General features: G+C 63.5%; 7 protein-coding genes. 4 read left to right on the forward strand and 3 right to left on the reverse strand.

What is annotated here, in order from left to right:
* Nucleotides 1-91 precede the first annotated feature (91 nt).
* The 3 genes from GM668_RS09765 to GM668_RS09775 form a co-directional block, all read right to left on the reverse strand.
* Complete coding sequence (locus GM668_RS09765) at nucleotides 92-4,000, reverse strand: AAA family ATPase (RefSeq protein ID WP_155438738.1); 3,909 nt, start codon at nucleotides 3,998-4,000, stop codon at nucleotides 92-94.
* Nucleotides 4,001-4,002: 2 nt separating this feature from the next.
* The gene (locus GM668_RS09770; protein WP_155438739.1) at nucleotides 4,003-5,226 is read right to left on the reverse strand and encodes an exonuclease SbcCD subunit D C-terminal domain-containing protein; all 1,224 of its coding nucleotides are present in this window, start codon (nucleotides 5,224-5,226) and stop codon (nucleotides 4,003-4,005) included.
* Between the two features lie 88 nt (nucleotides 5,227-5,314).
* Nucleotides 5,315-7,858, reverse strand: coding sequence for a sensor domain-containing diguanylate cyclase (locus GM668_RS09775; RefSeq protein WP_371868671.1), 2,544 nt, complete (start codon nucleotides 7,856-7,858; stop codon nucleotides 5,315-5,317).
* 286 nt (nucleotides 7,859-8,144) lie between these two features.
* On the opposite strand from GM668_RS09775, the gene GM668_RS09780 reads away from it, so the two are divergent.
* The 4 genes from GM668_RS09780 to GM668_RS09795 all read left to right on the forward strand — a co-directional run bounded on the left by GM668_RS09780 (nucleotide 8,145) and on the right by GM668_RS09795 (nucleotide 13,662).
* The gene (locus GM668_RS09780) at nucleotides 8,145-9,380 is read left to right on the forward strand and encodes a winged helix-turn-helix domain-containing protein (protein WP_155438741.1); all 1,236 of its coding nucleotides are present in this window, start codon (nucleotides 8,145-8,147) and stop codon (nucleotides 9,378-9,380) included.
* On the forward strand, nucleotides 9,377-10,366 hold the full coding sequence (locus GM668_RS09785; protein ID WP_155438742.1) for a DUF2804 domain-containing protein: 990 nt from the start codon (nucleotides 9,377-9,379) through the stop codon (nucleotides 10,364-10,366). Before GM668_RS09780 ends, GM668_RS09785 begins: the two co-directional genes overlap by 4 nt.
* A gap of 94 nt (nucleotides 10,367-10,460) precedes the next feature.
* Nucleotides 10,461-12,860, forward strand: coding sequence for a bifunctional acetate--CoA ligase family protein/GNAT family N-acetyltransferase (locus GM668_RS09790; RefSeq protein ID WP_155438743.1), 2,400 nt, complete (start codon nucleotides 10,461-10,463; stop codon nucleotides 12,858-12,860).
* 211 nt (nucleotides 12,861-13,071) lie between these two features.
* Nucleotides 13,072-13,662 (forward strand): hemerythrin domain-containing protein, encoded by a 591-nt coding sequence (locus tag GM668_RS09795; RefSeq protein ID WP_229499117.1) that lies wholly within the window; start codon nucleotides 13,072-13,074, stop codon nucleotides 13,660-13,662.
* Nucleotides 13,663-13,685: the final 23 nt, after the last annotated feature.

Raw genomic sequence — 13,685 nt, forward strand, 5'->3', positions numbered from 1 at the left:
GCCCGACCCGCAGCAAATTCGCCGCGAGTTGGGGTGGGATCTGGTGAAAGTGAACCCGGCGGACGCGAAACGCCGCTAGTTACGCCGTTAATTACGTCGTTTGGACGGAGACGGTGCTGCGGCCGCCGGCGGACGGCTGCACCAGGATGCGCGTGGAAATCCGCTCCGTCATTTCCTGCACGTGTGAAATCACGCCGACTTTGCGGCCCATCGCCTGCAAGCCATCGAGCGCATCCATCGCCACCCGCAAGGTTTCGCCATCGAGGCTGCCGAAACCTTCGTCGATGAACAGCGATTCCACACGCACGCGGTTTGATGACAGCGACGCCAGGCCCAATGCCAGCGCCAGCGACACGAGGAACGATTCGCCGCCCGACAGCGAATGCACGGAACGCGTTTCGCCGCCCATGTCCTGGTCGCGCACCAGCAAGCCCAGTGACGGGTTGCTTGGATGGGGAATGCGCTCCAGCTGGTAGCGCCGCGCCAGGTGCGACAAGTGGGCATTGGCATAGCCCAGCAGCACGTCCAGCGTGAATTGCTGCGCATAGTTGCGGAATTTCTTGCCGTCCGCCGAGCCGATCAAATCCGCCAGGCGCGCCCAGCGCTGCTCCACGGCTTCCTGCGCTTCGATGTCGTCCATCATGGCGGCGGCGCGCTGGCGCTTGTCGTCATCCTGTGCAATCGACAGGCGGTGCGCGGCCAGCGTATCGGCAGCCTGGCGGTGCGCCATTGCCAGTTCCTGCATGGCTTGCGCCAGTGTTTCAGCCGTGTATTCGCTGTCGCCGCCGGCAAGGTGCTGTTCACGCTGCAGGCGGCGTTCCTGCAGGACGGTGGCGGCGCTGGCGGCATGCTGCTCCAGCGCCTGCAACGCTTCACGTTCAGCGCGCACGTCTTCCTCCGTCTGCGCCAGCAATGCCTGCAAGCCTTCCATCGTCAGCAAGCCGGGATGGGCGGTGACTGCGGCGTCGCCTCCGCTGTCTTCGAACATGTCCGCCACGGCGGGCGCTACGCTCTCCAGCGCTGCATCGCCAAGGCGTTCGCGGTTGAATTCGCGCAGCCACAGCGCCAGGCGCTGTTCCGCATTGCGGGCGCTGTCGCGCAGGGCCGCCACGCGGCTGGCCGCCTGCGCACACGCCTCTTCGGCGCGCGCATGCTGCTGCAACGCCTGCTGGCTGGCTTGCTGTTGCGCCGCCATGCGCTCGCGCGCCGCATCGATAGCGGCCTGCAGCTGAACTTCGACGTCGCGCACTTCCTTGCCGCCCCACAGCGCCATGCGCTGTTCCTGCAGTGCGATGACGCCCGTATCGGCAGCCGCATACGCTGCGCGCGCCGCCGCCGCATCGGCGCCCGTGCGTGCCTGGATATCGGCCAGCGCCTGCACTTCGGTGTCGAGCTGGGAAATGGCGGCGGCCCGTTCATCGGCTTGCGTGCGCTGCGTCTGCCATTGCCGGGCTTCCGCGCGGCGCGCATCATGGAATGCTTCCGGCGCGCTGCGCCACGCATCTTTCCACTCATCGTTCACCGTGTCGCCGCCGCTGAAGGCGCTGTCCAGTTCATCGAGCAGGCCGGCCAGCTGCTGCGCGGTTTCAATGCGCTTTTCATCAAGCGCGCGGTAATCGGCAATCGCTTGCGCCAGCGCGGCGGCAGACTGCGTGGCGGCAGCTTGCGCGCGCTGGTGTTCCGCCACGGCCAGGTCGACGCCTTTTTGCGCGGCATCGCGCGCAGCCTGGGCGCGGCGCCACGCTTGCTCCTGCTGTTCCAGCTGCTGCATGCCGTTGCGGGCAGCGGACAATTGCTGCGCCAGCCACGCGGCGCGCGCGCCGGCCAGATCGGCGTCGGCTGCTTCTGCCACGGCGTTGCCGGTCAGCCATGGATCGAGCGCATCCGGCGCGCTGTGCGCCGCTTCGTGCGCCAGCGGGTGCGCCTGCCATTGCACAATCAATTGATCCAGTGCGCCTTGCAATGACTGCTGTTCGATGCCGATGGCTGCCAGGCGCTCGATGCACGACTGGACGGCGGCGCGCTGCGCCGCCTGCTGTTCGATATTCTTTTGCAGCTGGTCGCGGCAGCGCAGCACGTCGGCCTGCAGCGTATGCAGCATCGACGCCAGCGCGCCGTCATCGTGGCGGTACGGGTGGTCGTGGGCGCCGCATACGGGGCAAGGCGTGTCGTCTTCCAGCGTGGCGCGCAGCTTTTCCACGCTTTCGCCGCACGCGGCTTCAGCCAGCTTCAACGCTTTTTCCGCCGCGCCGAATTCCGCCATGATGACGGCGTAGCCATGCTGCGCGGCGGCCAGCGCGGTTTCCGCCGTGGCGCGGCTGGTGCGCAACGTGGCGGACTGGCTGTCCAGCTGCGCGTGGCGTTCCGCCTTGCCCTGCAATTCGCTCCACAATTTGTCGGCGCCGGCCAGCTGGTCGCGCCGCGCTTCCCATGCGCGGCGCTGCGTTTGCAAGGTGTCCGCATCGAAGGCGGCCAGCGCCGCGTCAGCCTGCCTGCGCTGTTCTTGCGCGGCGTCCAGCTTTTCCACGGCGGCGGCCAGCGCGGCTTTGGCGCGGCCATCTTCTTCGCGGTAGCGTGCGCCGTTTTGCTGGATCGCCGTCAGCGCCTGGTGATGCTTGTCGGCCTGGGATTGCGCATGGCCAGCTTGCGCGAACAGCAGGTCCCATTTTTCCCACCGCTCCGCCAATGGCTGCCATGGCGCGTGCTGCGCCAGCCAGTCCAGCCCATGCTGCTGCGCCGCCTGCATTTGGCGCCGTTCGCTTTGCTTGCTGTGCAGCGCGGCTTTGGCTTGCGCATCGGCTTTGTTGGCAGCTTCCAGCACGCCGGACGCCTGCTTGTGGGCGGGCAGCAGCGCTTCGATGCGGGCATCGAGTGCGCGCGCCTGGTCCAGTTGCGGACCGGCGTTGCGCTGCGCGCTTTCTGCCTGCGCCAGCGCGGCTTCGGCCTGCTGCTGTGCCGTGATGGCTTGCTTGTGGCCGGCCAGCGCCTGTTCCATGGTTTGCGCACCGGCCGATTGCGCCGCCTGTGCGGACGCGATTTCCGCTTCAATGCGCGCGATTTCCATGGCCAGCGGGCGCGCCGCCTGCACGGCGTCGAGGCGCTGCAACGCGTCGCGGCGCGGCTGCGCTTCGGCGATGTCTTGCTGGCGCTGTTGCAGCACGCCGGCTGCCTGCTGTTCCGATGCCTGCAGGCGCGCGGCCTGTTCAAACCAGCGCTGGCGCTGTTCCAGGCTTTCCTTGCGCGTCTCCAGGCCAGCCAGCGCCTGTTCCGCTTCAAGGCGCTGCGCCAGCAGGGCCGTGCGTTCTTCGCTGCTTAGCGGCTTTTGGTCGGCCAGGCGCGACGTGAGTTTTTGCAGCGCGGCGGTTTCCTGCTTGGCGCGCTCGAACGCGCGCATGGAAATGTCGCTGTAGACAGCGCTGCCCGTCAGGGTTTCCAACAGTTCGCCGCGCTCATTGTCGTCTGCCTTCAGGAACGTGGCGAATTCATTTTGCGCCAGCAGGACAGCGCGCGTGAATTGTTCGAACGACAGTCCGATGCGCTTTTCGATTTCCCCTTTGACTTCGGTTTTTGTGTTGCCGACCGGGACCAGCTCCGGCAATGTATGCAGCGCCATCGTGGTTGGCTGCAATGCCCCTTCCGCGCGGTTGCGCGAGCGGCGCACGGCCCAGCGGGCGCGGTAGCGCATCTGGTCGCTGCCGACGAAATCGACTTCCGCATAGCCTTCCGTGGCGCCGCGGCGCAGCAGGTTGCGCGTGTCTTGTGTCGATACCGTCTCGGCGCCGACGTCGGGCACCATGCTGCCGCGCATGGCTTTCAGCAGGCGCGGCGTCGCGTCGTACAGGGCCAGGCACAAGGTGTCGAGCAATGTGGATTTGCCGGCGCCCGTAGGGCCGCTGATGGCAAACAGGCCGCTGGAGGCCAGCGGCTCCTGTTCAAAGTCCACGGAAAATTCATTGGCCAGCGACGCCAGGTTTTTGCCGCCGATACGCAGGATACGCATGCTTATGCCCCCGCCATCAATTCAGCAAATGCCGCCAGCTGGTCGGCCGGTGCATCGGTATCGTAGCGCTGCCTGTACAGCCGCTTGAAAATATCGTCCGGCTGCAATTTGTCCAGCTGTTCCAGCGTCTGCGTGACTTCATCGAGCGATGGCGCGCGGCGCACGGCGGACGTGTCGATGCGGGCCAGCCGCACGGCCTTGTTTTCCAGCGCCGCTTCAATTTTGGCGCGCATGCCGGGCTGCGGCTGGTCCAGCAAGACGCGCACTTCGACGTAAGGCCGCGCATCGAACGGCACGTCGGGCGGCGCCAGCGCCGCCAAATGTTCCAGTACCTGGGCCAAAGGCGCGGGCTTTTCCGGCAAGCGCAGCATGTCCACCGCGCGCGGCACGGGAATCGAAACCACGTCTGCCGGCAAGCCATCCATTAAGTCGATGCGCAGCACCTGGTGCTGGTAATGCACTTCCGAGAACGACAGCGGCAAGGGGCTGCCGCTGTAGCGGATGTGGTCCTGCTTGCCGACGGCCTGCGCCAGGTGCAGGTGGCCCAGCGCCGCATAGGCGATGCCGGGTCCAAAAATTCCGGACGGCAGCATTTCCGTGCCGCCAATGACAATGCGGCGCTCCGATTCATTCGACATTTCGCCGCCCACCATGTGGCAGTGCCCCATGGCGACGATGGTTTGCCCCGGCTGGCGGCGTGCCTGCGCCACGGCCAGCGCCTGGCTGTACAGCAGCGCGATGCCGCCCAGGTACGGATCGCCGTCGCCTTCAACACGTGGCACGTCGGCCGGGCGCAGGAAGGGCATGGCGATGCACCAGGCGGCGACATTGCCCGTGCTGTCCGTCAGCGGAAGCACGAGTTGTTCCACGTCGATGCCGCCATCGTCGTGCCGCGGCACATTGCCCACCACGCGCGTCCCATGTTCTTCCAGCAGCGGGCCGGGCGCATCGAGGCGGCCCGGCGAATCGTGGTTGCCGGCTATGACGATCACGTCGAGCTGCGGCGCGCGCTGCTTCGCCTGGCGCAGGAAATGGTATAGCTGGCGCTGCGACGCGGCGGACGGGTTGGCATTGTCGAACACGTCGCCGCAAATGAGCAGCGCGTCGGCCTGCTCGGACACGATGGTGTACAGCAGCCAGTCGAGGAAGCACTGGTGTTCGTAGTGGCGGTCGTAATTGTGGAGCGACTGGCCCAGATGCCAGTCGGATGTGTGCAGCAAACGCATGGATAGCCGGTCAAACTTGCGGAAAAGCGCACAATATACTGCAAACGGCGCGCGCCCGGCATGAGCTAGTCGATATTACTGCCTTGATTTAGGCGGCATCGAGGTCGGGAATCAGCGCGCCCGAGCGGAACGTGTTGCGGCCCGCCTGCTTGGCCTGGTACAGCAGCATGTCGGCCCGGTTCAGCAATTCCGCCGCGCTGACGTCTTCGCCCCGGTACCACGTCAAGCCGATGCTGGTCGACACGTGCACGGTGATGTTGTCGAGCACGAACGGCGCCTGCATGGCGACGACGATTTTCCCGGCCGCCGTCTCCGCATCTTCCTGCTTGCTGATGCGTTCCATGATGATGGTGAATTCGTCGCCGCCCAGGCGGGCAATGGTATCGGTGGCGCGCATCGCATGCTGCAGGCGGCCCGAGAACGCTTTTAGCAGCGCGTCGCCCACGCTGTGGCCAAACGTGTCGTTGACGGGCTTGAAGCGGTCGATATCCATGTACATCACGGCCATCAATAAGCCATTGTCGCGGCATGCGGTCATCGTGTCGGACAGCTTTTGCTGGAAACCGGCGCGGTTGGTCAATCCCGTCAGCGCATCGACTTGCGACAGTTTCAGCAAGCGTTGCTGTTCGCGTTTTTGTGCGGTGATGTCCTGGCGCATGACGTGGAAACCGATGACGGCGGCGCCTTCTTCATCAAACTGGGGAATGTAATTGACTTCAAACGTGCGCACGATGCCGGTGCTGTCATCGTCTTCCTCGAACGCCAGCGGCTCGCCGGACAGCACGCGGCGGATATACGGTTCCAGGAATGCATAGCGCGGCTCGCCGACCGTCTCGCGCACGGTCTTGCCCATGACGTCCATGCCGCTGCGGGAAAATTCCCGCTCATACGCGATATTGTTGAAGCGGTAGACTTCTTCAAAATCGATGTAGGCAATCATGGCCGGCAGCGTATCGGCGATGGTGCGCAGGCGCGCTTCGCTTTCCCGCAGCGCCATCACGGATTTGCGCATCATCGTGATGTCGTCCACCGTGCTGACAAAGCCTTCGATGTGGCCATCGACGATGATGGGGGCCACTTTGATCGACGTCCACACGATCTGGCCATCCGGGTGCACGCAGCGCAGCGTATCCTGGAACGGTTGCAGCGTGTCGCGCAAATGTTCCAGCGCTTCCTGCAGCACTTTGCGGTCGTTCGGGTGCACGGCCGCCAGCCACTGGTCGCCCAGCGCCTGGTCGCGCGTCAGGCCCGTGATGGATTCAAACGTGCGGTTGACGTACGTGCAATGGCCGTTCGCGTCGGCACGCAGCAAGCCCAGAGGCGACGCGTCATTGACTGCCTGCAGCTCCGCCTGGTGCTTGCGCATGGCCAGTTCGTCGCGCTTGCGCGAACTGATATTGCGGGTGGTGACGGCTACGCCATCATCAATGGCGACGATCTGGTGCCGCAGCCAGCGCGATTCATTCGGCTGGCCCGGCAAGTTCTGCGTTTCTACTTCTTCTTCCAGTGGAATCGTGGTTTCCAGCACTTGCCGGTATTTGTCGATAAAGCCTTCGCTGCGCCACGTGGGCGCCAGTTCGCCGATGCGGTGGCCGACCACGTCGTCGTGGTGGTGGCCCAGCATGGCGGCGCCACGCTCGTTGACGTCGGCCAGCGTGAAGTCCACCACGGCGCCCTCGCGGTTGCGGCACGCCTTCAACAGGAACACGGCGTCCAGGCTGGCGTCGGCGGCCGCGCGCAATTTTTGCTGGGCCGCGTTGGCCGCTTCCATGCTGTCGCGCAGGCGCAAGCTTTGCTGCATCAGCAATAGCGCAAAGATAAACACCAGCACGGAAGCGGCGGCCGCCACGCTGAAATACAGGCGCCGCTGGCGTTCGAAGCGGGCCATCGCATGCGTGACGGTGTTGCCCACCACGGCGGTCAGCTGGTAGCGCGGCATGTCGCGGTAGCTGTAGATGCGGTCGACGCCGTCGAATGCATGGCGCAGCACCAGTTCATCGGCGGAGCCGGAGGGATCTGCCGTGGCGGTGAAATCTATCGTGTCCGTGATATACAGCTGTTCATCGACGCGGGCAATGGCCAGCCCGGAATCGCGGCTGACCAGCATTACCAGCCCGTTTTCATCCATGTGCAACCGGTCGTAATCTTCGACGAAATACGCGGGGTCGATCATCAGCATGATGATGCCGCCAAATTCGCCATTGCGGCCGTTAACGCGGCGGGCAATCTGGATCAGCCATTTCGACGTTTGCGAATTGACCACGACGTTCGATGCGTGCGGGATGTCTTCGGCCGATTGCGACAATGCCTGGTACACGGGTTCGACGCGTATATCGTCCTGGAAGATCCCGTGCAGGCTGTCCATCAACCTGCCATCGGCTTTATACAGGGCAATCGGCAATTGCAGCTTGGAAGGCATGAGCGAATCCAGCAAGCCGCCTTTGCGGGTGAATTCCGCCAGCCGCAGGGCGCCGCCGGTTTCCTCATATTTAAGCTTGAACAACTGCGTCGCATGATCGCTCTGGCGCAGCAAGTGGCCGGCATTTTCAGCCAAGGTGCGCGACAGCGTCTGGGCGTGCAGCACCGCTTCATGCCGGGCGCCCCGGTATTCCTGGTGGACCTGGTATATCACGGCGGTCCACATGGAGACCAAAAGTACGAGCGCAAACGCCGGCAACAGTATCACCCGATACAGTTTGCGCAGCAGGCGTCGGATTGGGCTTTCGGTCTGGATCACATGCCCCCTTAACAGCGCAGCCAGCGGCTGCTCACTTCTATTCTGCACGCAAACGGACCTATTGAGGCTAGCCATGGCACATTTTTCGTTTTCGTGTACCAAAGTGATAACGGTTAGGGGAAACATTCCAGCTTTCTTCATTAGAATAGCCCGCTGGCTTCCCCGAGGAAAGGATGTGCGCTTGTCTGAATTAACGCTAACCCTGGCTGCTGCCCGTGCGCTGCATTTGGCGGCGCAGGGATTGTTGCAGCCGCGCCGCAAAAAGGCACAAAAATCCGACGTGCTGGACACCATCCGGCACATGGGCATGCTGCAAATCGACACCATCCACGTCGTGGCGCGCAGTCCCTACCTGGTGTTGTGGAGCCGCCTGGGCGATTACCCGCCCGTGTGGCTGGAACAGTTATTGGAAGAGGGCGCGCTGTTTGAATACTGGGCGCATGAAGCATGCTTCGTGCCCATCGAGGATTACGGCTTGTTCCGGCACCGCATGCTCGATCCGGCCGCCATGGGCTGGAAATATTCGGCAGCGTGGATGCGGGAGCGGCGCGCGGAGGTCGATGCCGTGCTGGCCCACATCCGCGCCCATGGCCCCGTGAAATCGTCGGATTTTGAGCGCACTGACGGGCAGGCGGGGGGCTGGTGGCAGTGGAAGCCGGAAAAACGGTCGCTTGAAGTGCTTTTTACAGCGGGCCACTTGATGATAGCCCGGCGTCACAATTTCCAGCGCGTGTATGACCTGGCGGAGCGCGTGTTGCCGGACTGGGATGACCGCCGCACGCCCGCCCTTGACGACGTGCGCCGCACGTTCGTGCTGAAAACCGTCAAGGCGCTGGGCCTGGCGCGGGCATCGTGGATTGCTGATTATTTCAGGACTAAACCACCACGGCTGGATCCGGAAACGCTGGTGGCGCAAGGATTGCTGCTGCGCGCCAGGGTGCAGGGCTGGGATGACCCGGTGTATATCCACCCGGATCTGGCCGACCTGGCGGCCGGTGCGGCAGCCGGCAACCTGGCCGCCACCGCGACGACCATCCTGTCGCCATTTGATCCCGTCGTGTGGGACCGCCGCCGCGCGCTGGATTTGTTTGGTTTTGACTACCGCCTGGAATGCTATACGCCGGCGGAAAAACGCCGCTATGGCTATTTCACGCTGCCGGTTTTGCGCCGTGGCGCGCTGGTAGGGCGCGTGGATGCGAAAGCGCACCGGCGCGAACAATTATTTGAATTGAAATCCGTAACGTTGGAGCCCGGAGTGAAAATCAGCGACCGTTTCGTGCGCGATGTGGCGGGCGCGCTGCAACGCTGCGCCAGCTGGCATGGCTGCCCGCAAGTGCGGGTAGGCGCGTGTGAACCCGTGGAATTGGCCGGCCTGCTGCAGGCGGCGCTGTCCGGGGCCGAGGAGGATGCGCGATGATGCTGCCATCCGCACCGGCCGCCGTTGTCGGCGCCGACGGCATGCCGCTGTTGGGCCGCTTTTCCGGCCAGGCCGCGCAATTTGACTGGACCCGGCTGGCGGGCAGCCATGCCCGGGGGGCATTGTGGCGGCGCTTTCACCATAAAAAATGGCATTACGTGGCGTTGGCCACGGAAGACGTGTTTTGCGCTGTGGCCATTGTGGACCTGGGCTGGATCAGTTCATGTTTTGCCTATGCGTTCGACCGCAAGGATGAAGACATGCTGGCTAATTTTTCACAGGAAGGCTTGCCTGGCATTGCGGCGAAAGTCGCGGACCATGCCGGCGGCAACAGTACCTTCAAGGCCAAGGGTACGCGTATTGCCGTCAATTGCAGCGGGGACGGCCGCTATAGCCTGGAACTCGTGTCGCCCTACCTGGAAATCGATGCGCAATTCGGGCCGCCCGCGGCGCCGCTGTTGCTGGCAACGGGGCCGATTGCCGGCGGTTCCGTGCATGCCACGCAAAAATCGTCCGGCATGCCGCTGACGGGCGAAGTGCGTTTGTGGCGCGGCGAATACAGTCTCGATGGCGGCGTGGCCAGCTTTGATTATTCCAATGGTTTGCTGGCCCGCAATACAGCGTGGCGCTGGGCATCCGGCCACAGCCTGGAGCTGGGGTTCAATTTGCAGGCGGGATATTTCGGCGCCAATGAAAATGCGCTGTGGCTCGATGGCCAGGTGCACCCGCTGGCAGCCGCACACTTTATTTATGACCACCACGATCCGCTGTCGAAGTGGCATATCTTTACGGAAGATGATTTGCTGGAACTGCACTTCACGCCGGAAGGCGCGCGGCGGCAAAACAAGAACCTGGTGATTGCAGCGAGCAAGTATCTGCAGCCGATCGGCACGTTTACGGGCTGGGTGCGTTCCAGCGCCGATGAACCGAAGCGGGTGGTCAGTAATTTGGCGGGCGTGACGGAAGACCACACATCCAAATGGTGAGGCATGGATGAGCCGAGGCGTGTCGTCGGCAATCTGGCAGGGAGTGACGCAAGGCCACACATCAACATGTAAGAACGGTAAGGAGGCTGGCCCCATGAGCATCCGCAATTTTGGCAAGCTGTTTGACCCTGGATCGGTCGCCGTGATCGGCGCTTCGCAGCGGCCGGGCCGTCCCGGCACGGTTGTGCTGAACCATATGGCCGAAGGCGGCTATGCGGGGGCGCTGTGGCCCGTCAATCCGAAATATGACAGTTTGCTGGGCATCGCCTGTTATGGCAGTGTGGAGCAGCTCCCGCAGGCGCCGGATCTCGCCGTTATTTGCACGCCGCCTGCCACCGTGCCTGATTTGATTGCGCAACTGGGCAAGCGTGGCACGCGGGCCGCCGTGGTGCTGACGCCGGGGCTGGAGCGGGAAACCCGGTGGGAAGGCACGACCTTGCATCAAGCCATGCTGGATGCGGCGAAACCGCATGTGCTGCGTATCCTGGGTCCGGGCGGCGTGGGTTTGCTGGCGCCTGCCAGCGGCTTGAATGCCAGCCTGGCCCCATCGCGCCTGCCGATGGGGCGCATTGCCTTGCTGTCCGAGTCGGATGCCGTCATGACGGCGGCGCTGGACTGGGCGCATTTGCACGATGTGGGGTTTTCCAAATGCGTGTCGCTGGGGGAGCGGGGCGATATCGACCTCGGTGATTTGCTTGATTACCTGGCCGATGACGATGAGACGGGCGCCATCCTGATGTATGTGGAAAGTGTCGTGTGCGCCCGTAAATTCATGACGGCGGGACGCATTGCTTCGCGCGCCAAGCCTGTGATCGTATTGAAACCAGGTGGCGGGCCGGGCGACGACGTGTATGACGCCGCGTTCCGCCGCGCCGGCATGCTGCGCGTGCATGCAACGGAAGACTTATTCGACGCGGTGGAAACGCTGGGCCGGGCCAAGCCGCTGCGCGGTGAAAAGCTGGCGGTCCTGTCCAATGGCGCGGCGCTGGCCCGCATTGCCGCCGGCGCCGTGGCGCAGGCGGACGGCAAACTGGCGGGCGATCCCGTGATCCTGGACATGGATGCGCCGCCTGAAACGTGCGCTGCGGCGCTGCAGGCGTTGCTGGCGCCTGCCGGCGCCGCACTGGCGCCTGATGCCGTGCTGCTGGTGTTTGCCCCGTCGCAGGGTGTGGATGCTGCTGCGGTGGCGCAAGCGCTGGTCGCGCCGGTGCAGGCGTCCGGCAAGAATGTGCTGTCGTGCTGGCTGGGCGGCGAAACCATGGCGCCTGCGCGGCAAGTGCTGGCGCAAGCGGGTTTGCCGACGTATGACACGCCGGAACAGGCCGTGCATGGCTTTATGCAGCTGGTGCAATACCGCCGCAGCCAGGATCAATTGAATCAAGTGCCGGGCGCCTTGCCCCGTGCCAGCCGTCCCGAGCGGGAAGCCGCGCACGCCTTGGTTTTGCAAGCCATCAAAGAGGGCCGAACGGTGCTCGATGGGGCCGATGCTTGCGCCGTGCTGGCAGCGTATGGCATTGCCGTGGCCGATCCAGGCGCTGGCCCCGGCATGCGGCTGGCCCGGGCGCTGGCCCATGAATTGGCCATTACCGTGGAAACCGACCCGATGTTCGGCCCCGTGATCCGCTTTGGCCGGGGCGGGGCAGCGGCGGAGCTGGTGGCCGGGCTGGAAGATGAGCAAGCCGTTGGCTTGCCGCCCTTAAATATGGTGCTGGCGCGGGAACTGGTCGAGCGCACCCGTGTGGCGCGCGCATTGGCCGGCGTGCGCAACGGCCCCCGTTTGCGTCCGGCAGCCGACATCGATGCGCTGTGCCATGTGCTGATCCAGGTGTCGGACCTGGTGGCCGATACGGCGGAACTGGTGTCGCTGACGCTGGATCCGCTGCTGGCCGATGCGCAAGGCGTGCTGGCGCTGCAGGCGTCGCTGCAACTGGGGGCGCCGCGCGCCGGCCATGCGCAAGCGATCCGGCCCTATCCGCAAGAACTGGAACAGGAAATCCAATGGCAAGGCGCGCCGCTGGTGTTGCGGCCGATCCGCCCGGAAGACACGCCGCAGCACCGTGAATTCTTTGCACAATTGCAACCTGAAGATGTGCGGCTGCGTTTCTTTTCACCGATCCGCGAACTGCATCCGAACCAGCTGGCGCGCTTGACGCAAATTGATTACGACCGCGCGATGGCGTTTATTGCGTCGCGGTCCATGCCGGACGGAAACCCTGAAACGTTGGGTGTCGTGCGGGCTGTTGCAGATCCGGATAACAGAAAGGCAGAATTTGCTATTTTGGTACGATCTGACTTGAAGGGAATGGGTCTAGGCGCTATTCTGTTTCAAAAGCTGGTCGACTATTTCCGCGGCCGGGGCACTGCGGAACTGGTCGGCGAAGCGTTGTCTGAAAATAGCGGTATTCAGCAACTGGTGCGCCGCTTTGGCGGTACAGTCAGTCCGTCGCTGGAACCGGGGATGGCCGATCTTCGGATCAAGTTGCAAGACCCTTGATGTTGGTTTGTTCAATGTCAAGGCATCAGCAGTCGCAAATCTTTACACTTTTACTTCCGCCTCTCGCTTTGTTGAGTGATTCTAGCTTGGAGTAAAGATGTTAACGGCCACTTATACCTTGGTAGCTCTATCTGTAGAGCAAGCTAATATCCGTGTCAGTCTGCAATCGTTCCAAAAATATGTGCAAGCCACGTTGCTGCGCCAGCATGGCATGTCACTGAACCAACTGGAGTTCGCCTACGAATCGCTGAACCGCCTGTACCAGGCTTGCCATTGGCGCAAGATCGAAATGTATTTGATCCCCGCCATCCGCCAGGCCACGCAGCAAGCCGACCAGCTATTGGAAGAATTGGGCCGCCTGAATGATTCGGCGCTCAATGTGATCCGGTCGCTGCAGGAACAGGTGGCGAAATCGCAGCGGGATAATGAAGCGTGCGGAGAAGAAATTGCCGAACGCATCGATACCTTTTGCGACTCCATGCTGAACCGGCTGGACAAGGAAGAAAAGGAATTGTTCAACGTGGCCCGCACCGCCATTGGCGGCGAAGAGTGGTTCGCGATTGCCAACCAGTTCCTGCTGCACGACGCCCATGTGGCGGAAGCGCGCCGCTGCCGTGGCGCCTTGCCGGCGCCGACTGAACAATTATTATTATCGGAACCCGATGATAATGTCATTGACCTGGTGCCGCAGCTGGCGGCCTTGCCGGTCGAAGTGCCGGATGATGAACTGGAAACCCCGATTCCAGTGTCTGAGCTGCAATTTAAACGGCGCGCCAACAGCCGCCGCGCCATGATGGAATAATGGGCCGTGCCCGCCAACGAGGG

The sequence above is a fragment of the Pseudoduganella ginsengisoli genome (assembly GCF_009720865.1).
GTDB lineage: Bacteria > Pseudomonadota > Gammaproteobacteria > Burkholderiales > Burkholderiaceae_D > Rugamonas > Rugamonas ginsengisoli.